The 19,324-nt window shown below is 71.2% G+C and carries 20 protein-coding genes and 1 riboswitch; of the genes, 12 read left to right on the plus strand and 8 right to left on the minus strand.

Annotated features, from left to right (window positions below):
• The first annotated feature begins 2 nt into the window (after nt 1–2).
• From FIV43_RS08900 to FIV43_RS08920, 5 genes are all read left to right on the plus strand, one after another.
• On the plus strand, nt 3–923 hold the full coding sequence (locus FIV43_RS08900; protein ID WP_231123946.1) for a type II secretion system F family protein: 921 nt from the start codon (nt 3–5) through the stop codon (nt 921–923).
• 10 nt (nt 924–933) lie between these two features.
• Nucleotides 934–2,508, plus strand: a complete 1,575-nt coding sequence (locus FIV43_RS08905; protein ID WP_141013840.1) for a sensor histidine kinase — start codon at nt 934–936, stop codon at nt 2,506–2,508.
• A complete protein-coding gene (locus tag FIV43_RS08910) occupies nt 2,505–3,176 on the plus strand; it encodes a response regulator transcription factor (protein WP_141013841.1) in 672 nt (223 codons plus the stop codon). The genes FIV43_RS08905 and FIV43_RS08910 overlap by 4 nt, the downstream gene beginning before the upstream one ends.
• Nucleotides 3,177–3,321: 145 nt before the next feature.
• Entirely contained in the window at nt 3,322–3,534 is a 213-nt protein-coding gene (locus FIV43_RS08915; protein WP_141013842.1) for a Flp family type IVb pilin, read from the plus strand.
• A gap of 46 nt (nt 3,535–3,580) precedes the next feature.
• Nucleotides 3,581–3,772, plus strand: coding sequence for a Flp family type IVb pilin (locus FIV43_RS08920; protein WP_141013843.1), 192 nt, complete (start codon nt 3,581–3,583; stop codon nt 3,770–3,772).
• 32 nt (nt 3,773–3,804) lie between these two features.
• Here the strand turns inward: FIV43_RS08920 and FIV43_RS08925 are convergent, their stop codons facing one another.
• From FIV43_RS08925 to FIV43_RS08945, 5 genes are all read right to left on the minus strand, one after another.
• Nucleotides 3,805–5,043: a M48 family metalloprotease gene (locus tag FIV43_RS08925; RefSeq protein ID WP_231123863.1), complete on the minus strand. Its 1,239-nt coding sequence runs from the start codon at nt 5,041–5,043 to the stop codon at nt 3,805–3,807.
• On the minus strand, nt 5,040–6,260 hold the full coding sequence (locus FIV43_RS08930; protein WP_141013844.1) for a gluzincin family metallopeptidase: 1,221 nt from the start codon (nt 6,258–6,260) through the stop codon (nt 5,040–5,042). The genes FIV43_RS08925 and FIV43_RS08930 overlap by 4 nt, the downstream gene beginning before the upstream one ends.
• Nucleotides 6,241–7,230, minus strand: a complete 990-nt coding sequence (locus FIV43_RS08935; protein WP_231123864.1) for a C40 family peptidase — start codon at nt 7,228–7,230, stop codon at nt 6,241–6,243. The genes FIV43_RS08930 and FIV43_RS08935 overlap by 20 nt, the downstream gene beginning before the upstream one ends.
• A gap of 25 nt (nt 7,231–7,255) precedes the next feature.
• Nucleotides 7,256–7,422: riboswitch (cyclic di-AMP (ydaO/yuaA leader) on the minus strand.
• 190 nt (nt 7,423–7,612) lie between these two features.
• Nucleotides 7,613–7,819: a hypothetical protein gene (locus FIV43_RS08940; protein WP_141013845.1), complete on the minus strand. Its 207-nt coding sequence runs from the start codon at nt 7,817–7,819 to the stop codon at nt 7,613–7,615.
• 72 nt (nt 7,820–7,891) lie between these two features.
• Nucleotides 7,892–8,125, minus strand: a complete 234-nt coding sequence (locus tag FIV43_RS08945) for a hypothetical protein (protein ID WP_141013846.1) — start codon at nt 8,123–8,125, stop codon at nt 7,892–7,894.
• Nucleotides 8,126–8,282: 157 nt separating this feature from the next.
• Between FIV43_RS08945 and FIV43_RS08950 the strand changes: the two genes are divergently transcribed.
• From FIV43_RS08950 to FIV43_RS08960, 3 genes are read left to right on the plus strand one after another with little or no spacing between them, the layout of a single operon-like run.
• A complete protein-coding gene (locus FIV43_RS08950; RefSeq protein ID WP_141013847.1) occupies nt 8,283–10,001 on the plus strand; it encodes a DEDD exonuclease domain-containing protein in 1,719 nt (572 codons plus the stop codon).
• A complete protein-coding gene (locus FIV43_RS08955; RefSeq protein ID WP_141013848.1) occupies nt 9,998–10,276 on the plus strand; it encodes an Lrp/AsnC family transcriptional regulator in 279 nt (92 codons plus the stop codon). The genes FIV43_RS08950 and FIV43_RS08955 overlap by 4 nt, the downstream gene beginning before the upstream one ends.
• A 20-nt stretch (nt 10,277–10,296) precedes the next feature.
• Nucleotides 10,297–11,742, plus strand: coding sequence for a hypothetical protein (locus tag FIV43_RS08960; protein ID WP_141013849.1), 1,446 nt, complete (start codon nt 10,297–10,299; stop codon nt 11,740–11,742).
• A gap of 3 nt (nt 11,743–11,745) precedes the next feature.
• Here FIV43_RS08960 and trpD read toward each other — a convergent pair whose 3' ends face one another.
• Nucleotides 11,746–12,780, minus strand: coding sequence for an anthranilate phosphoribosyltransferase (gene trpD, locus FIV43_RS08965; protein WP_141013850.1), 1,035 nt, complete (start codon nt 12,778–12,780; stop codon nt 11,746–11,748).
• Nucleotides 12,777–13,178: an Rv3143 family two-component system response regulator gene (locus FIV43_RS08970; RefSeq protein WP_196781018.1), complete on the minus strand. Its 402-nt coding sequence runs from the start codon at nt 13,176–13,178 to the stop codon at nt 12,777–12,779. The genes trpD and FIV43_RS08970 overlap by 4 nt, the downstream gene beginning before the upstream one ends.
• Nucleotides 13,179–13,426: 248 nt before the next feature.
• Between FIV43_RS08970 and ctaE the strand changes: the two genes are divergently transcribed.
• The 4 genes from ctaE to qcrB are packed head-to-tail and all read left to right on the plus strand — an operon-like array spanning nt 13,427 to nt 17,842.
• Complete coding sequence (gene ctaE, locus FIV43_RS08975; RefSeq protein ID WP_141013851.1) at nt 13,427–14,080, plus strand: aa3-type cytochrome oxidase subunit III; 654 nt, start codon at nt 13,427–13,429, stop codon at nt 14,078–14,080.
• Nucleotides 14,081–14,134: 54 nt separating this feature from the next.
• The gene (gene qcrC / locus FIV43_RS08980; RefSeq protein WP_141013852.1) at nt 14,135–15,010 is read left to right on the plus strand and encodes a cytochrome bc1 complex diheme cytochrome c subunit; all 876 of its coding nucleotides are present in this window, start codon (nt 14,135–14,137) and stop codon (nt 15,008–15,010) included.
• A complete protein-coding gene (qcrA, locus tag FIV43_RS08985) occupies nt 15,007–16,137 on the plus strand; it encodes a cytochrome bc1 complex Rieske iron-sulfur subunit (protein ID WP_141013853.1) in 1,131 nt (376 codons plus the stop codon). Before qcrC ends, qcrA begins: the two co-directional genes overlap by 4 nt.
• A 1-nt stretch (nt 16,138) precedes the next feature.
• A complete protein-coding gene (qcrB, locus tag FIV43_RS08990; RefSeq protein ID WP_231123865.1) occupies nt 16,139–17,842 on the plus strand; it encodes a cytochrome bc1 complex cytochrome b subunit in 1,704 nt (567 codons plus the stop codon).
• 61 nt (nt 17,843–17,903) lie between these two features.
• On the opposite strand, the gene FIV43_RS08995 is transcribed toward qcrB, so the two are convergent.
• Entirely contained in the window at nt 17,904–19,274 is a 1,371-nt protein-coding gene (locus tag FIV43_RS08995; RefSeq protein WP_141013855.1) for a hypothetical protein, read from the minus strand.
• Nucleotides 19,275–19,324: the final 50 nt, after the last annotated feature.

Consider the following 19,324-nt stretch of genomic DNA (forward strand, 5'->3'; position numbering starts at 1 on the left):
CGATGCTGCTCCTGCTCGCCTTCACCCTCTTCCTGGCGGCCGCCGTCGCCGCGCTCGCCGCCTTCACCCGCGATCGGCCGTCCGCGGGGGTGGCACGCGCGCTGCAGAGCCTGGAGAGGTCCGGACACACCGCGGCCGACGTCGAGCCCGAGCTCGACCTGCCGTTCGCCGACCGCGTGCTGGCTCCCTTCCAGCGGCGCGCGCTGGCGGTCGGCCGCCGGATCACCGGCGCCGACAAGACCGAGCGGATCCGGCACCAGCTCGACCTCGCCGGCAACCCGCGCGAGTGGTCCGTCGACCGTGTCGTGTCGCTGAAGGTGATGTCCGCCGTCGTCGTCCCGATCTGCGCCGTGGTCTACGGGCTGCTGCTCAGCGCCTCGGGCAGCTGGATGCTGCTGCTGGCGCTCGTCGGTGCCGTCGGCGGCTTCTTCGTGCCCGACATCTACCTGTTCAACGCCGCCTCCAAGCGCGCCGACCGGGTGCGCAAGGACCTCGCGGACGCGGTCGACCTGCTCACCATCAGCGTCGAGGCCGGCCTCGGTTTCGATGCCGCTGTGCAGCACGTGGCACGGCACACCGACGGACCGGTGGCCGAGGAGTTCTCCCGGGCCCTGCGCGAGATGCAGCTCGGCAAGAGCCGCGCGGAGGCGCTGCGCTCCATGGCCGGACGCAGCAACGTGGACGACCTGCACACCTTCGTCGCCGCCATGGTCCAGGCCGACACCTTCGGCGTCTCGATCGGTCAGGTGCTGCGCGTCCAGTCGGCGGAGATCCGGCTCAAGCGGCGCCAGTACGCCGAGGAGCGTGCCCAGCAGGTCCCGGTGAAGATCATGGTCCCGCTCATCCTCTTCATTCTCCCCTGCCTCTTCGTCGTCGTCATGGGCCCCGCCGTGCTCAGCGCGATGGACGCCTTCAACCGCTGAGGAGCCCGGGGTGCCGAAACAGTTCATGCCGAACGACCAGGCGTACACGATCCTCGCCCTCGGCCGACTCTTCGCGCTGCTCGCGATCGGCGCCCCGACGCTCTGGTTCCGCCCACCCGAGGGTCTGCTCGCGCTGCTCGGCATCGCGATGGTCTGGACCTACCAGACGGTCGCCGCGATCCGGCGCGACCTGGACCTGACGCTCCCTCCCCCGGTCGAGGCGGTCGCCGTCGGCATCGTCTGCGCGGTCGGCATGGAGTCCTCGCCGACGATCCTGGCCGCACTGGTGGTCCCACCGCTCTTCGCGACCCTCTCCCAGGGCCTGAAGGCGATCCCGCTGACCGTCGCGCTGGAGGTGATCGCCACCTGCGTGGTCGGCGTCACCTGGCAGGGCGCGCTCACCAGCGAGGAGGTGGTCTCGGTCCTGACCTGGGCGATGGCGGGGGTCGGCCTCGGACTGGCGAGCGGATTCACCTTCGCCGCCGACCGTGCCGCGGCCGACGAGCTGCGCCCCTACCACGAGGCGCAGGAGCTGATCCGGCAGCTGATCGACCTCTCCGGCAACCTGCGCTCCGGGCTCGACCCGGCCGCGCTCAGCGGAGAGCTGCTCGGCGTCCTCGGCGACCACCTGCCCACCCGGGCCGCCACGCTCTACGTCCCACGGGGCGACGGACTGACCCCGGTCGGCTCGCGCCCGGAGCCCACGGGGTCCGATGCCGCCGTCTGCGAGACCCGAGCCCTGGAGGCCTGGTCCCGCGGGGACGCCGTGGTCGAGGAGCGGGCGTTCGCCTTCGCGGTCAGCGACCACGCCGTGGTCGCGGGCCTGCTGGACCCCGACGGAGAGGTGGACCTCGACCCCGCGGTGATCGAGGACCTCCGGGAGCAGGTGGCGGCCCCCGCCGTACGCCTGGACACGGCGCTGCTGTTCACCCAGTTCCGCGATGCGGCCACCTCCGACGAGCGGCAGCGGCTGGCCCGGGAGATGCACGACGGCGTCGCGCAGGACATCGCCTCGCTCGGCTACATCGTGGACGCCCTGGCCGCGGGCGCGGCGAACGAGCAGCAGGCCCAGGCGTTCGCCACTCTGCGCGACCGGGTCACCAAGGTGGTGGCCGAGGTGCGGCAGTCGGTGATGAACCTGCGCACCAGCATCGGCGAGAGCGAGAGCCTGGGCGCGGCGATCGGGGGCGTGGCACGACACCTCTCCGAGGCCTCCGGCATCGCCATCCAGGTGCGGTTGGAGGAGCAGCCCACCAGGCTGCGGCCCGAGGTCGAGGCCGAGCTGTTCCGGATCGCCCAGGAGGCGATCAACAACGCCGTCAAGCACTCGCGCGCACAGACCATCGACGTGCTGTGCCGCGTCGCGCCGCCGGCCGCCACGATCACGGTGACCGACGACGGCGTGGGACTCCAGTCCGCCCGCACCGACTCGCACGGGCTGAAGATCATGCGCGAACGGGCACGCCTGATCGGCGCAGAGCTCGATGTGCGGGACAATGCCAGCCGGGGCATGACCGTCGCGGTCAGGCTCCGACCGTTGCACGAAGATCCCCCGGAACAACGCCAGGAGACCACACCCCGATGAGCGAGCAACCGATCAGCAGTGACCACGCCATCAATCTGGTGCTGATCGACGACCACGAGTTGATCCGCAACGGCCTCGGTGCCGTCATCGACCTGGAGTCCGACATGCACGTCGTGGCCACCGCGGCGACGGTGAGCGAGGGCATCGCCGCGGCGCGGGAGAACCGGGCCGACGTGGTCATCACCGACCTCCAGCTCCAGGACGGCACCGGCCTCGACGTGGTCCGCACCCTGCGCAAGGAGCGCGACGACGTGGGCCTGGTCGTGCTCACCATGCACTCCGGCGACGACCAGATCTTCGCGGCGATGCAGGCCGGCGCCTCCGGCTTCGTCGGGAAGGACGCTCCCGCGACCGAGGTGATCAAGGCAGCGCGCCACTCCTCGGTCTCCCCCAAGGCCTTCGTCTGCGCCGGCCTGGTCGGCGCGATGATGCGACGGCAGGGAGCGGAGTCCACCGCCTTGACCGAACGTGAGCACGAGGTGCTGCTCCTGCTGGCCGAGGGCCTGAACGCCGCCGCGATCGGCCAGCAGCTCTACTTGTCGGAGTCGACCACGAAGTCCCACATCGCCCGGATCTACCAGAAGCTCGGCGCCGCGAACCGCGCCCAGGCCCTGGTCACCGCGATGCGGATCGGGTTGCTTTCCATCGTCCAGCCGCCCGCACGGTGACCAACACGCCATCTAGTCACAAAGAACTAGGCAGAACGAGACGATCTCCCGTACCGTTCCCGCCGATCGCCCGCCAGAGTTGACGCCGACGGGGTCATGCGCCCCGGGGACAACACGCTTCATGCTCGTCGAAGGAGACCGCCCCATGGTCCAGTACCTGCAGATCCTGCTCAACGCCCGGATGGCGAGGGCGGAGCAGCGCGGCGCCACCGCCGTCGAGTACGGACTCCTCGTCGCGCTGATCGCCGCCGTCATCATCGTCGCCGTGGTCGCACTGCGCGACCAGATCTCCGATGCTTTCCAAGACACCGCGGACAGCATCGAGGACCGCGGCAGCGGCGCCGATACCCCCAAGTGAGCCGTCCGACCCATGCATGCTCCCGACAGGTCTCGCGGCGAAGGCCATGGCTAACCTGCGCCCGAGCGACCCGGACAACCGTCGCTGCCAACGCGGAGCGACGGCGACGGAGTATGCCCTGCTCGCCTTCTTCGTGGCCGCCGCGATCGTCCTGGTGGTGTTCACCTTCGGCGGCAAGGTGAGCGGACTCTTCGAGGAGGCCAACAGCAGCTGGGACAGCGCCACCTCGCAGGAGTAACGCCCTCGCGCCACCCCCTCGCGCCACCAGGGTCAGTCCAGCGCCAGAGCCGCTCGCTCGACCAGTGTCGGGTGCGATCCGAACCACCACTGCGACCAGGCCGGCGGGGTCGGGTCCGCGAGGCTCCGCTCGGCCAGTCGCTGCTGCATGGCGAGGAACGCGCCGGGGTCCTCGGTGACCCGGAGGGCCACCACGTCCGCGCGGGTCTCGACGAGGCGACTGATGCCGTTCTGCACCGGGGCCGCCGCCAGGCTCGCCAGGGCGACCAGGGCGAGCACCGCCGGCACCGCCGAACCGTCGGCCAGCCGCCACCGGCCCCGCCGCTCCCCGGCCAGCACCAGAGCGCCGAGCAGACCCACCCCGAAGACCACGCCGGCGGCGCCAAGAGCCGTGCCGACCAGGACGTCGTCGTTCTCCGCGTGCGCCAGCTCGTGGGCGACGACCGAGAGCGTCTGGTCCTCGGGGAGGTCGTCCACGAGGGTGTCGTAGAGGACGACCCGTCGGGTGCTGCCGAATCCGGAGACGTAGGCGTTCAGGGTGCTGGTGCGCCGTGAGGCGTCCGCCACCAGGACGTCCTCGACCGCCACGCCCTCCTCGTCGGCGATCTGCAGGATCGCGGTCCGTAGCGAGCCCTGCGGGAGCGGCTCGAAGTCGTTGAAGAGGGGCTCGATGACGACCGGGTAGATGAAGGAGCCCAGCGCGACGAGCGCCGCCAGGAGCCCGGCCACCAGCGCCGGCCACCACCGGCGGAAGCGCCGCGCGCACGCCACCACGAGGGTCAGCGCGATGCCCGTGGCCACCACGTCGACGCCCACCCCGATCAGGAGATCGACCGTCCATGCGCCCCACGAGGAGGTGGCCAGCCCGGCGTCCAGCAGCAGCTGGCGGCGCGCCACCGTGAGCGGCAGTACGACGACGCGCCCGACCACGGTGACCACGAGGACGAGGAGCCACACCCGGAGCCACCACGGCCCGGGGGTGCGCGCCGCCCAGTCACGCGCCCGGCGGCTGAAGCCCAGCCAGCACGCGACCGCCAGGGAGAGCGCCAGCGCGCTCCAGCTCCACACCCGGGACCAGCGGGAGAACTGCTCCGCCCGATCGATCTGCTCCGCGGTCAGCAGGTCCGTGGCCGGCACCGGGTCCGGGGCGCCGCCCGGCACCGGGTGCCAGGGCACCAGGAGGATCGCCAGCACCACGAACGCCACGCCGCCGACCGCGGCCGTGGCAAGGGCGACCCGCCGCGCCCGGACCAGGTCGACGTCCCCGGTCACCGGGCGCCCGCCAGGTCCAGGAGCCGACCACGCCAGGCGGCGGTGAGGTCGTCGACCGTCCAGTCGGTGTACTGATCGAGGGCCTCGTCGAGCGTCGCCCCGCCGAGCACCGCACGGTAGAGGTCGATGAGTGCCTGCTCGCCGGCGTGGTCGGCCAGGGCGACGCAGGCCAGCCAGGCCGCCTCATACTGCGCGCCCAGCCCGTCGGCCGACGGGTTCAGCGCAGCATCGGACGGCAGGCTCCGCGGTGCGCCCTGAGCCGCCACCTGGTCGATGATCTGTCCCGCCGACCGGGCGTAGGGGAGGTCGACGTCGCGCAGGGCGACGTAGTCGGCGAACCCTTCGACCAGCCACAGCGGCGCGGTGGCGACCGGGGCGCGGGTGACCGCGTGCACCGTCTCGTGCGTGATCACCACCTGAGCGGCCAGCGGGTCCAGGTCCGGGTAGACCGCCGGGTTCAGGAAGACGTGCACCGGCGCATCGCTGGTCAGGGCGCCGTCCACCGGTGCGGTGACGGCCGCGACAGTGTCGTAGGTACCCGGCGGGGCGTCCAGGGCACGGTGGAGCGCCCCGGTGCTGCCGGGTGCCTCCAGGACCATCTTGCCGGACCCTCCGAGGACCGCTCCGACCTGGTCGACGGCGTCCCGGGCCCGTGCGGCGAGCGCGGTGACGTCGGTCGAGCGAGCGGCCAGCACCAGCGCGCCGGGGACGCGGCGCACCGCGAGCGGCTGGGCGAGCCACAGCGGAGTCGCGGCCTCTCCCCCGCCCAGCGCCGTCACGGTCCCGCCGTCGGCGGCCATGGTCACGGTCACCTCACGCCGGGCGACCCCGCGGTCGTAGCCGCGGAAACGCCAGGTGAGCTCGACGGTGGCGTCCCAGCTGCCGTTCTCCTGAGGACGCCCCCCGGCGTCCAGGAACCGCAGCGACACCTTGTCGATGTCCGCACGTTCGACGTTGTCCGCCGCCGCGGCCACCGCGGAGGCGGCGCGGTCGTCGGCCGCGACCGCGGCGATCCCGTCACCGGTGCGCAGCGCCGCCTGGAGCTCCTCGAGCGTCCGGACGGCCCGCGCCTCGACGTCGGCCGGCGAGGCCCCGGTGGTCGCCCCCGGGGCAGGCGGTCGGTAGGAGTCCGAGCAGCCGGCGGTCAGTGTCGCGACCAGCGCGAGACCGAGTGCTACCCGGACGGGCCGGGAGGACTCAGCCCGGGCGGACCGCACCGACGTACGGCATGGAGTGGAGTGCGGAGACGACGACGCCCGTACCGGGGTTGGCGGCGTGCACGATCATCCCGTTGCCGATGTACATGCCGACGTGGCTGATCGGGCTGTAGTAGAAGACCAGGTCACCGGGGGCGAGCTGGCTCTCCGCGATCCGGGTGCCGCTGCTGTACTGCGCGCTCGAGGAGTGCGGCAGGGAGACCCCCGCCTGCGCCCAGGCCATCATCGTCAGGCCGGAGCAGTCGAAGGCGCTCGGGCCGGCGGCGCCGTAGACGTAGGCCTTGCCCTGCTGCGCCATCGCGTAGTTGACGGCGGCCGACGCACGCCCGGAGACGTCGACGTCGACGGGTCGGGTCGAGTCGCCGCGGGAGAGAACCTCCTCGCGCTGCTCGGCCTCGAGGTCGTCGAGCAGTTCCTCGGCCTCGGCGAGCTTGTCGTCCGCCGTGGACTTCTCCTCCTCGAGCTGGCCCTCGAGGTCGGAGACCTTCTCGCGCCGCTTGTCGGTCTGGTCGCGGCGGATGGTGTAGGCCTCGAGCTCCGTGCCGTACTCGGTGAGGAGCGAGTCCTGCAGGTCGTTGACCGTCGACACGGTGGAGAGCTCGGTGAGGAACTGGCCGGTGTCGGACTCGAGGAGCCGGCCGGCGGTGCCCAGGCTCTGGCCCTGGTACTGGGTGATCATCGCGTCGCGGACGTCCGAGCGCACACCGTCGAGGACGTCGCCCTGCCGGTCACGGTCGGCGGCGAGGGAGTCGAGCTCGGTGTTCAGCTCGTCGAGCTCGATCCGCGCGTCGTTGTAGCGCTCGGAGGCCTGCTCCGCTTCGTGCATCAGACGCTCGACCCGCTCCTTGACGGTGTCGATGTCCGGCTCGGCCTGCGCAGGTGTCTGCGAGCCGGTGACGGTGAGCGCGACGGAGCCGGTGACGGCGAGGGTCGCGAGAGCTGCGGTGATGCGGTTTCGGCCGTTCAGCACGAGCTGGCGGTCCCCTTCGGTGTCGTACGCCTACCGGGTGAGCTGACGGATTCGGGCACGACGCGCCCTACCCGGCCTCCGACCGCACCGCCGATCGCTGTGACCGGCGCTGCTGCCTCTCGGCCGGGATTCACCCCAGAGCAAACACTGGTGGTTCCCCGGCTCCGGATCGTTGCCGATCCGGACTCAGCGCGGCGCCCGCGCGGATCGTCGACCCACTTCCACGGACACCTGAGCCAGAACAATAGGCGCCCGGTCAAGGGGCTCCAAACCCCCGACGCGCGTGTTGTGGGCCACCCTTCACCCCATCAGTCCCATCCAGCCCCATTCGTCACATCCGTCACGTCGCTGGTGGGAGGAGGCCACGACGTCCGGGTCGGGCTCACGCCGACTCGACGTCCGGTCCCTGCACCGGCCGCACCATCCGCAACGGAGGCACCAGGCCGCCCTCGGCCAGGGCGTCGAGGGCCACCAGCTCGTCGTCCTCGACCATCAGCTCCGGCGGCGGCCCCAGCAACACGGTCACGACGCAGTCGTGACAGGCCAGCCCGCGCACCACGCAGGTGTCGCAATCGATCCTCGTCGTCATGACGAGCACCCTCGCGCCCCCGTCCGACACAACCGCCGACACGACCATCCGGGGCGGTCCGTCGGGACCCGGTCAGGCGTCGGTGCGGATGACCACTTCGATCGCGTCGTCGCGCCCGCACCAACGGCACCGGACGTTCTCGATCGTCTCCGCGATCACCTCGGTCTGCTCCACCCGGGGCTCACCGGGGAGGTCGAGGTGCCAGAACTCCGTCGTGCGCCGGGTCCGGGTGACATCGAAGCGGGTCAGGTTGCCACATCCCGCGCAGCGCCACCTGTGAAGCTCGTCGGGTAGCTGCTGGGTCACGGGTCCTCCTGACCTGGGGCCGGTCTGATCGCAATGGGTAACGCCACGGCGGACACTAGCGCGCGATCCTCCCCGCGCCACAGTCGGTCGAGTGGCCACCCGGGCACGACGGCGCGCCGCGGCGTTTGTGTCGGCACCGTTCCGTACGGTCCGGAGCATGGGTTCGAGCGCCGCCTCCGAGACGAGACCGCGGTGGGAGGCGCAGCAGGGCTTCGACGACCTCGGTCGGCCGCTGCGCGACATCACCTTCTGTGTGGTGGACCTCGAGACCACCGGCGGATCGCTCGCCGACGGCGACCGGATCACGGAGATCGGCGCGGTCAAGGTGCGCGGCGGCGAGGTCCTCGGCGAGTTCCAGACGCTGATCAACCCCGATCAGCCGATCCCCGCCTTCATCGCGGTGCTGACCGGCATCACCAACCCGATGGTGGCCGACGCTCCATCCATCTCCTCGGCTCTCCCCGCGTTCCTCGAGTTCGCCACCGGCAGCGTGCTGGTGGCCCACAACGCCCGCTTCGACGTCGGGTTCCTGCGGCACTTCACCGCCGAGCTCGGACTGACCTGGCCCGACTTCGAGGTGCTGGACACGGTGCGTCTGGCGCGCCACGTGGTCTCCCGCGAGGAGACGCCCAACCACAAGCTCTCCTCCTTGGCGCAGGTGTTCCGAGCCACGACCACCCCCAACCACCGCGCCCTCTCCGACGCGCGGGCGACCGTCGACGTCCTGCACGGCATGCTGGAGCGGCTGGGAGGGCTGGGTGTCCACACCTTCGAGGAGCTGGCGACCTACTCGTCCAAGGTCGCGGCACCGCAGCGGCGCAAGCGTCATCTGGCCGACCACCTGCCGCACGCCCCGGGCGTCTACCTGTTCACCGACGACCAGGACCGGGTCCTCTATGTCGGGACCTCGAAGGACCTGCGCAAACGGGTGCGCTCCTACTTCACCGCCTCGGAGACGCGCAGCCGGATCGGCGAGATGGTGCAGATCGCCAGCACCGTGCGGGGGATCGCGTGCGCGACCCCGCTCGAGGCACAGGTCCGGGAGCTGCGGCTGATCGCGGAGCACAAGCCGCCGTACAACCGTCGCTCGCGGTTCCCCGAGAAGGTGAGCTATCTCAAGCTCACCCGCGAGGCGTGGCCGCGGCTGTCGGTCGTGGCGCGCCCGAAGGAGGACCTGGCCGACTACCTGGGCCCGTTCTCCTCGCGGGCCACCGCCGAGTCGACCCTGGCGGCGCTGCACGAGGTCTTCCCGATCCGACAGTGCAAGGACCGCCTCCCCGTGCAGCCGACCAGGACCGCCTGCGTCCTCGCCGAGCTGGGGCGGTGCCTGGCCCCCTGCGACGGCAGCGTCGACGAGCTGACCTACGGCGCGATCGTGCGCCAGGTCCGCGACGCGGTCACCCGCCGTCCCGACGAGGTGGTGGACACGATCGAGGCGAAGATGTCCGAGCTGGCCGCGGAGGAGCGGTTCGAGCAGGCCGCCGCCCACCGCGACCGACTCGCCGCGTTCATCCGTGCCGCCACCCGCGCCCAGCGTCTCGGCCCCCTGCTGACCTGTCCGGAGATCGTGGCGACCCGACGCGAGGAGGACGGACGGTGGGCGGTGCACGTCGTCCGGCACGGCCGGCTCGCCGCCGCCGGCGTGATCCCGGCGGGCACCGACGCCCGCAGCTACGTCGACCAGCTCCGGGCGTCCGCCGAGACGGTGCTGCCCGACCCGGCGTCGCCCCCGGCCACCGCGGAGGAGACCGAGCGGGTGCTGGCCTGGCTGGAACGGCCCGGGGTGCGCCTGGTCGACGTCGACGGCGAGTGGACGTGCCCGGTCACGGGCGCCGCCCGGCACCTGGAGCGGATCACCCCTAGAGTGAGGCCATGATCACCGCCATCGTCTTCGTGAACGCCGAGACGGCCCGGATCCCGGAGGTCGCCGAGGCGATCGCAGCGCTGGACGGCGTCAGCGAGGTCTATTCGGTGACCGGGCAGATCGACCTGATCGCCCTGGTCCGCGTCCGTCGTCACGAGGACATCGCCAGCGTCGTGTCCGACCAGCTGAACAAGGTGCCCGGGGTGGTGGACACCGAGACCCACATCGCCTACCGCGCCTACTCCCGGCACGACCTGGAGTCCGCCTTCTCCATCGGTCTCGACTGACGCCACCCACGCCCGACCAGGTGAGCAGCCCGGATCCCGCCGATGCCGGCCGTGCCGAGACCTCGGCGGTCGCGCCGCGGCCGCTCTTCCCCCTGATCACGCGGGTCCTCCCGTTCCTGCTCGGGACGCTGGTGGTGGCCTTCGTCCTCGGCGCGAAGCGCTCGGCGTTCGCCAGCACCGACACCTACTTCCACCTCCGGTTCGGTGACGAGTTCCTGGGGGGCTGGACCCTGCGCGACCCCGGTCAGGTCGGCGCCTCCGGATCGGCCGACTGGGTGCCGACGCAGTGGCTGTCCCAGATCACCCTGGCCTGGACCTGGGACCATCTCGGCTCCCGCGGATTTTCCGCCCTGTTCCTGACGCTCACCGGCGCCCTGCTCGTGGGCCTCTACCTGCTGGCACGGACCCGCGGCCGCCCGATCCCCGCCGCCGGCATCACCCTGCTGGCCGCGGTCGGGCTCTCGCCGTGGATCTCGATGCGCCCGCAGATGGTCAGCTTCATCGCGCTGACCGCGGTGCTGCTCGGATGGCATCACGCCCGGCTGCGCGGCACCACACCGTGGTGGCTGATCCCTCTGGCGTGGGTCTGGGCGATGTGCCACGGACTCTGGGTGGTCGGGGTCGTGGTCAGCCTCGCCCTCGCCGTCGGACTGATCATCGACCAGCGACCACGACGCGCCGACGCCGCTCGATGGCTGGCCGTGCCGGCGGGCATGGTCGCCGTCGCGATGGTCACCCCGGTCGGCCCCGCGCTGGTCGGCGCCGTGCTGGAGGTCAACAGCCGCTCGGATCACTTCGGGGAGTGGGCGGCGCCGGACTACGCCACGCTGACCCTGCTGCCGGCCGCCGTGATCGTCGGCTCCGGGTTCCTCATCGGGCTCCGTCGTCCACCCTTGTCCGCCTACGACGTCGCCCAACTGGTGCTCGCCGGCGGACTCGCGCTGTACTCCGAGCGCACCATCCCGCTCGCGGTGATCATCGCGGCGCCGATCACCGCCGAGCTCTGGAGTCGACGCCGCTACCCGCGGCCACCGGTCGGGCGCCGCGAGATCGGACTGGTGACGCTCGTCGCCGCCGCCGTCGTCATCGGTACGACGCTCGCCGGGTCAGCCACCCGACCGGGTGCCGCCGCGGACCTGGAGCCGTTCGCCGACCGCCTCGCGAGGCTCCCGGCCGGCACCCCGGTGCTCACCGACCGGTCCTACGGTGCCGCGCTGATGTGGACCGACCCGGACCTCGACATCCCGGTCCACGGCTACGGCGACGTCTACACCGACGAGGAGCTCGACCGGCTGGACGCGATGTCGGATCTGGAGCCCGGGTGGGACACGACGGTCGGCGACCTCGGCGTCACCGTGGCCGTGCTGCCCGAGGACAGTGCGCTCGGCTACGCCCTGCAGCGCGAGGGGTGGGTCGTCGTGGACCACACGGATGCGCTGGACTACCTGCGGGCGCCGGCCGGATAGCACTCAGCCCGCAGCGGCCGCGACCCACCGATCCAGGGTGGCGCGCGCGGCACCGCTGTCGATCGCCTCGGTCGCCCGTTCGATCCCGGCCGCCAGCGACTCGGCCACCGGCCGCCCCGGGGCGTCGTAGACGGCCAGGGCAGCGCCCGCATTGAGCACCACGGCCTCCCGGACCGGTCCGGCCTCGCCGGCGAGCATCCGCCGGACGACGTCCGCATTGTGGTCGACGTCGCCGCCGCGCAGCTCCTCGGTGGTCGCCCGGGCGATGCCGAAGTCCAGAGGATCGACCGTCGCAGTGGTGATCTGCCCCTGGTGGGCGACCCACACCTGCGAGGTGGTCGTGGTGGTGAGCTCGTCGAGGCCGTCGTCCCCGCGGAAGACCCAGGCGTCCACGCCGCGGCGGGCGAACACGCCGGCCATCACCTCGGCCTTGCCCTCGAACGCGCAGCCGATGGCCTGGGCAGCGGGCTTGACCGGGTTGGCCAGCGGACCCAGCAGGTTGAACAGGGTGCCGATCCCGAGCTCGCGGCGCGGGATCGCCGCGTGCCGCAGCGCGGGGTGGAACGCGGCCGCGAAGCAGAACGTGATCCCCGCCTCGTCGGCCAGCGCGGCCACCCGCGGGACCGGCAGGTCGAGGCGCACGCCGAGGGTCTCCAGCACGTCGGCGGTGCCGGCCTTGGACGAGGCGGAGCGGTTGCCGTGCTTGACCACCCGCGCGCCGGCACCGGCCGCCACGATCGCAGCCATCGTCGAGACGTTCACCGAGAAGGAGCGGTCGCCGCCGGTGCCCACCACGTCGAGCGTGCGACCGGGAACACTGATCGGGGTGGCGGTGGCGTACATCGCCTCCACGAGTCCGGTGAGCTCCGCACTGGTCTCGCCCTTGGCGCGCATGGCCACCGCGAAGCCGGCGATCTGCACCGGCGTCGCCTCCCCGGCGAGGATCTCGCCCATCGCCCACCCGGCGGCCTCCGAGGAGATGTCACGACCGGAGACCAGCGTGTCGAGGACCTGCGGCCAGCTGTGCCCTCCGCTCATGCAGCGACTCGGCCGCGGAGCAGCGCGATGACCGCCTCCGCGAGGCGCAGCGGGTCGATCGGGTGCGGCAGCGCCGCGTCGGCGCGGGACCAGGTGGCCAGCCACGCGTCCTGCGGGCGTCCGGTGAGCACCAGCAGCGGCGGGCAATGGGCGATCTCGTCCTTGAGCTGCTTGGCGACACCCATCCCGCCGGCCGGCACGGCCTCGCCGTCGAGCACGGCGAGCGCGATGTCACCGGCGTCCATGTTCTGGATCACCACCGGCTCCGTGGCGACTTCGACGTACTCCAGCTCGGGCAGATCGGGGTGCGGGCGACGCCCCAGAGCGAGGATGACCTGCTCGCGGGTGTGCACGTCGTCGCTGTAGACGAGGACCTTCAGCGGCTTGTCGGAGGACACCCGCGGGATGCTACCCCCCTCTCGGGCCGCCGGGTCGTCGCCCGGTCGTGTCCGGTCGCCACCCAGCACCGCTCCCGGCCACGATCCGACAGGTCGCCGACCACGTGGCCGGTAGCGTCGACAGCACCTCCGGCTGCATGCCTCCGGCAGCTCCGAGACTCCCTCGAGCCTCGTTCCCCGCCGCAGACGGCCCCCGGCACGCCGATTTGGAGGGGGTCGGGATGCCGACTCGGTCGACTACCGCCATAATGGCAATCGTGGCGACCTCAGCAACGGCATCCCTTCCTGCCTCGCGGCTCTACGGCCAGCACGACCGACCCAGCATGGTCGCTGTCGGCACGATCATCTGGCTCTCCAGCGAGCTGATGTTCTTTGCGGCCCTGTTCGCGTCGTACTTCACGATCCGCGCGGTCAGCGAGGACATGTGGGCGGCCAACACCGACCTCCTGAACGTCCCGTTCGCGCTCGCGAACACCACCATCCTGGTGCTGTCGTCCCTGACCTGCCAGCTCGGCGTCTTCGCGGCCGAGCGTGGCCAGGTGAGCCGGGCCGGCGGGCTGCTCCAGATCAACAAGTGGGGGCTGCGCGAGTGGTTCATCCTCACCTACGTGATGGGCGCCGTGTTCATCGGCGGTCAGGCGCTGGAGTACACCGAGCTCATCCACGAGGGCGTCACCATCCCGAACGACGCGTACGGGACCATGTTCTACCTGACCACCGGCTTCCACGGGATCCACGTGACCGGTGGTCTGATCGCCTTCCTGTTCGTGCTCGGCCGCACCTATCTCGCGCGCCGGTTCACCCACGAGCAGGCCGTCAGCGCGATCGTCGTGTCGTACTACTGGCACTTCGTCGACGTCGTCTGGATCGGCCTGTTCGCCACGATCTACATCGTCAAGTGATCACGTGATGACGATGAACCGCCCTGACCCGACCCGGACCCGCAAGGACTGAACGTGCGTCTTCTGAACCGCTCCGCCGGTCGCCTCTCGCGGCACCGCCGCGGCCCGATCGCCGGCCTGGTGGTGCTGCTGCTCGGCCTGCTGCTCACCGGCGGCCTGTACGCCGCCCTCTCCCCCGCCCAGGCGGACACCGCCGCGGAGCAGGAGGAGCTGGTCCAGGAGGGCCGCGAGCTCTTCCTGGTCGGCTGCGCCTTCTGCCACGGCCAGAACGGCGAGGGCGTCCTCACCCAGGGCGGCAGCCAGTACGGCCCGGCCCTGACCGACGTCGGCGCCGCCGCCGTCGACTTCCAGGTCGGCACCGGCCGGATGCCGATGGCCCAGCCCGGGTCGCAGGCGCCGCGCAAGGAGGTCGTCTACAGCGAGCGGGAGACCGCCGCGCTGGCCGCCTACGTCGCCACCCTGGGCACCGGCCCGGCCATCCCCGACGAGGAGCTCTACTCCACCGAGGGCATGGAGGAGGACGAGCTCAACGAGCTGGTCACCCGCGGCAGCCAGATCTTCCTCGCCAACTGCACCGCCTGCCACAACTTCGAGGGCTCGGGCGGCGCCATGCCCCGCGGCGGATTCGCACCCAAGATCCGCGGGGTCGACTCCAAGCACATCTACGAGGCCATGCTGACCGGCCCGCAGTCGATGGACACGTTCTCCGACGGCAACATCCCGCCGGAGGACAAGAAGGCAGTGATCGCCTACCTGGAGGCGCTCGACGAGCAGCCCGGCTACGCCGGCTTCAGCTTCGGCGGCCTCGGACCGGTGAGTGAGGGCCTGGTCGCCTGGCTCGTGGGCCTCGGTGCGCTGGTCGGATTCGCCGTCTGGATCGCAGCCCACACCACTCGCTCGAGCAAGAAGAAGGACGAGGCGCAAGCGTGACCGACGTACACGACCCCCACTCCTCCGGGACCGAGGTGGTCCCCGCGGGGCCGATCGCGGACCCGGGGCTGCCGGAGCACCAGTGGCGCCCCACGGATGTCGACGACGGCGCTGAGAAGCGCGCCGAGCGCCAGGTCGTCGGGTTCTTCACGCTCTCCGCGATCTGCACCGTGCTCTTCCTGGTCTCCTACTTCGTCTTCGACATCGACGACGACTGGACGATCATCGCCGGGTTCGGCGCCTCCACCATGGCCCTCGGCACCACCCTCGGCCTGGCCCTGCTCTTCATCGGCATCGGCATCATCCACTGGGCCCGCAAGCTGATGGCGGACAAGGAGATCGTGGAGATGCGCCACCCGGCGCGCTCCTCCGACGAGGACCGCGAGGGCACCCTCAAGGCCCTCAGCGACGGCCTCGCGGAGTCCGGCATCGGCCGCCGCCCGCTGATCCGCAACTCGATGATCGGCGCGGTCGGCCTGCTCGGCCTGCCGGCCGTGGTGATGCTCCGCGACCTCGGACCGCTCCCGGGCGACGCCCTGGAGAGCACGATCTGGGCCCGCGGCGGCGAGACGGTCACCGTCGACGGCGCCGAGGTGACGGTGCCGAAGATGCGGATCGCCCGCGACGCGATCGGTACCCCGATCCTCGCCTCGGACCTGGAGATCGGCGACCTGGTCAACGCCCAGCCCGAGGTGCTGTTCAACCCCGAGCGCTACTACGTGGAGCCCGAGGAAGTGGAGGGGATCAACCTCCAGGTGCACAAGTCCAAGGCCTCGCTGATCCTGCTCCGGATGGAGCCCGGCGACATCAAGCCCGGCAAGGCGGCCGACGGCAGCAGCCGCGAGAACTGGTCGGTCAACGGCATCGTCGCCTACTCCAAGATCTGCACCCACGTCGGCTGCCCGATCTCGTTGAACGAGCGGACGACCCACCACCTGCTCTGCCCCTGCCACCAGTCCACCTTCGACCTCGCCGACTCCGGCAAGGTCGTGTTCGGCCCGGCCGGACGGCCGCTGCCCCAGCTGCCGCTGGAGGTCGACGAAGAGGGCTACCTGGTCGCACAGAGCGACTTCGACGAGCCGGTCGGCCCGAGCTACTGGGAGCGTGACTACTATGACCGTTGGTGACATGAGCAAGGTCGCCACGACGAACGGCACCGAGCCCGCCACCCCGAGCAAGGGCAGCAAGCGCGCCGGCGCCGTCGCCAACTGGGCCGACGAGCGTCTCGGCCTGGGCACGGCCATGAAGAAGAACCTGCGCAAGGTCTTCCCCGACCACTGGTCCTTCATGCTCGGCGAGGTCGCTCTGTGGAGCTTCGTCGTGCTGCTGCTGACCGGCGTCTTCCTGACCCTGTGGTTCGACCCGAGCATGGCCGAGGTCGAGTACAACGGCTCCTACGACCCGTTGCGCGGTGTGCACGTCTCCTCGGCGTTCGCCTCGACCATGGACATCTCCTTCGACGTCCGCGGTGGTCTGCTGATGCGGCAGATGCACCACTGGGCGGCGCACATCTTCATCGCGGCGATGATGATCCACCTGCTGCGCGTCTACCTGACCGGCGCGTTCCGCAAGCCGCGCGAGGTCAACTGGCTGATCGGCTGCCTGCTCCTGCTGCTGGGCACCATCGAGGGCTTCACCGGCTACTCCCTCCCCGACGACCTGCTCTCGGGCACCGGCGTCCGCGCCGCGGACGGCTTCATGAAGGCCACCCCGGTGATCGGCACCTACATGTCGTTCTTCCTGTTCGGCGGCGAGTTCCCCGGCGACTCGATCATCCCGCGGTTCTACGCGATGCACATCCTGCTGATCCCGGGCCTGCTGCTGGCCCTGATCGCCGCCCACATGCTGCTGCTCGTCTACCACAAGCACACGCAGTGGCCCGGCCCCGGCCGCACGGAGCAGAACGTCGTCGGCTTCCCGATGCTCCCGGTCTACATGGCCAAGGCCGGTGGCTTCTTCTTCATCGTGTTCGGCGTCATCGCCCTGCTCGGTGGCCTGTTCTCGATCAACAACGTGTGGAAGCTCGGTCCCTACGATCCGTCGAAGGTGACCGCCGGCTCCCAGCCCGACTGGTACATGGGCTGGCCGGACGGCCTGCTCCGGATCATCCCGGCCTGGGAGACCCACCTGTGGGGCCACACCGTGTCGTGGAACGTGATGCTGCCGATCCTGGTGGCGCCGCCGCTGCTGCTGATCATCCTGATGCTGCTGCCGTTCCTGGAGTCCTGGATCACCGGCGACAAGCGGGAGCATCACCTGCTGCAGCGTCCGCGCAACGCGCCGACCCGGACCGCGGTGATGGTCGCGCTGATGACCTTCTACGGCCTGGCCTGGGCCGCGGGTGGCAACGACATCATCGCGATCAAGATGGATCTGAGCATCAACCAGATCACCTACTTCATCCGTGGTGCGCTGTTCATCGGACCGGTGATCGCCTTCTTCATCACCCGACGCTGGTGCATCTCGCTGCAGCGTCACGACGAGGAGAAGCTGCTCCACGGGTACGAGTCCGGTGTGCTGGTCCGCTCCCCCGACGGCAAGTACGCCGAGAAGCACCTGCCCCTGCCGGAGTCGAAGGCTTACACGCTCACCGCTCGCGACGACGACCCGGAGATCGACGAGATCGACGAGTCGGACAGCTCGCTGTCGGGTCGCGAGCTGCGCAAGGCACGGCTGCGTCAGCGGTTGCAGAAGTTGTACTTCGCGGACAACCGGCAGAAGCCGACCCGCGAGGAGATCGACGATTCGGCCGAGCACGCCGAGCACGAGCTCCACGAGCTCGAGGCACAGATCGCCAACGGTCCGAACAAGCACGGCCCGGCCGACCACTGATCGACCGCGGCCCGGCCGCACACGAACGGGTCCGCTCCCCTGGTGGGAGCGGACCCGTTCGTCATTCCCGGTCGAGCAGCCGGGCGACCCGCTCGGTGCGGGCGATCACCAGCACCACGGCGATCGCCCCGAGCGTGAGCAGCACCAGGGGCACCAGCTCCAGCGGGCGGCGTACCAGAGCGTCGAGGAAGGCATTGCGCCACCAGACGTCGGCGACCGACGTGTGGAAGTCGTTCCTGATCGCGCCCGGGGCGATCAGCACCACCTGCAGCACGGCCACCGCGGGGAACCAGCGCCGGGCCCGCTCCCCCATCCGGTGAGCACTCAGCGCCAGCGCCGGCGCGAGCGCCACCACCAGCTCGAGGCTGGTCCGATACCCGTAGAACTGGTCTCCACCACTGAACCGGTTCAGCACCGCCTGACCGATCAGGTACGACGCCGCGCCGATCACCAGCCAGCGACTCCAGTCCGGCAGCTCGTGCCGGTTGCGCCAGGCGGCGGGCCCGAGCACCACCAGGAGCGGCGCCCACCAGAGCAGGCCACGGTCGGCGGCGAGGACGAAGCCGAGGTGGTCGACCACGTCGAAGGCGTGACCGGTCGCGTTGTCGGCGAAGTCGGCCGCGCGGTAGCCCGAGGTGGGATCCCAGCGGCCGTACATCCACCGGGTCCAGCAGGACATCAGCGCGAGCATCGCTGCGGCCACCGCCCCCGCCCGCAGAGCGATCGCGGGTCGTCGTCGGGTCCAGGCGACGCCGGCGCCGAGGACGGCGCAGATCAGCGCGGCGTGGAGACGGCCCCAGAGGGTGAGGCCGCCGAAGAGTCCGACCAGCCACCACCGGTCCCGGTCCGCCGCCCAGGCCATCCCGAGGATCCCCAGCGTGGTGAGGGTGTGCGGCCAGATCGCATCCGCGGAGACCGACCACACCGGAGTGCCGAAGGCGAGCAGCCCCGTACCGACGAGGGCGGTGCGCAGCGGCAGCCGGTCCCGGAGCAGCAGGAAGAACAGGGTGATCGCAAGGGCGCTGAGCAGGGCGGCGGTGATCCCACCGGGCACGGCGCTGATCCCGCTCGGCGCGGCGATCCAGTAGGCGGGGACGACGGCCGCGATCACCCCGGGTGCCCGCCCGACCGCCTCCCTGCCATCGACGGTCTCCACGATCCAGGTGTCCCGGATGATGTTGTCGTCGAGCAGCGGGAAGTCGCCGATGTCGGGCACCGGGTCACCGGTGCGGGCGATGTGCCAGGCGGCGAAGTCGGCGGTGAACGCGTCCGGGCTCGGGTCGCGGCTCACCGTCAGCGCATAGACGCCGCCGACGACCAAGAACAGCACCAGCGGCAGCAGCACCCGGGCCCGCGGGCGAGGCCGCGGCAGGCGGGTCCGCGGGTGGCGGACGGCTGGCCCGAGGTCGGGGCCGAGGTCGGGGGCTGCCACGCGCGCCATTGTCGACCGCCCTGCGGCGACACGCGAGGTGGTCCCTCCAG

Source organism: Nocardioides sambongensis (genome assembly GCF_006494815.1).
In the GTDB taxonomy this organism is placed as follows: domain Bacteria; phylum Actinomycetota; class Actinomycetes; order Propionibacteriales; family Nocardioidaceae; genus Nocardioides; species Nocardioides sambongensis.

What these genes read in the sequence shown, in the direction of transcription:
- FIV43_RS08900 (WP_231123946.1), top strand. Translation starts at nt 3, where the DNA reads ATGCTGCTCCTGCTCGCCTTCACCCTCTTCCTGGCGGCCGCCGTCGCC.
- FIV43_RS08910 (WP_141013841.1), top strand. Translation starts at nt 2,505, where the DNA reads ATGAGCGAGCAACCGATCAGCAGTGACCACGCCATCAATCTGGTGCTG.
- FIV43_RS08915 (WP_141013842.1), top strand. Translation starts at nt 3,322, where the DNA reads ATGGTCCAGTACCTGCAGATCCTGCTCAACGCCCGGATGGCGAGGGCG.
- FIV43_RS08920 (WP_141013843.1), top strand. Translation starts at nt 3,581, where the DNA reads ATGGCTAACCTGCGCCCGAGCGACCCGGACAACCGTCGCTGCCAACGC.
- FIV43_RS08940 (WP_141013845.1), bottom strand. Translation starts at nt 7,819, where the DNA reads ATGACGACGAGGATCGATTGCGACACCTGCGTGGTGCGCGGGCTGGCC.
- FIV43_RS08950 (WP_141013847.1), top strand. Translation starts at nt 8,283, where the DNA reads ATGGGTTCGAGCGCCGCCTCCGAGACGAGACCGCGGTGGGAGGCGCAG.
- FIV43_RS08955 (WP_141013848.1), top strand. Translation starts at nt 9,998, where the DNA reads ATGATCACCGCCATCGTCTTCGTGAACGCCGAGACGGCCCGGATCCCG.
- trpD (WP_141013850.1), bottom strand. Translation starts at nt 12,780, where the DNA reads ATGAGCGGAGGGCACAGCTGGCCGCAGGTCCTCGACACGCTGGTCTCC.
- ctaE (WP_141013851.1), top strand. Translation starts at nt 13,427, where the DNA reads ATGGCAATCGTGGCGACCTCAGCAACGGCATCCCTTCCTGCCTCGCGG.
- qcrB (WP_231123865.1), top strand. Translation starts at nt 16,139, where the DNA reads ATGAGCAAGGTCGCCACGACGAACGGCACCGAGCCCGCCACCCCGAGC.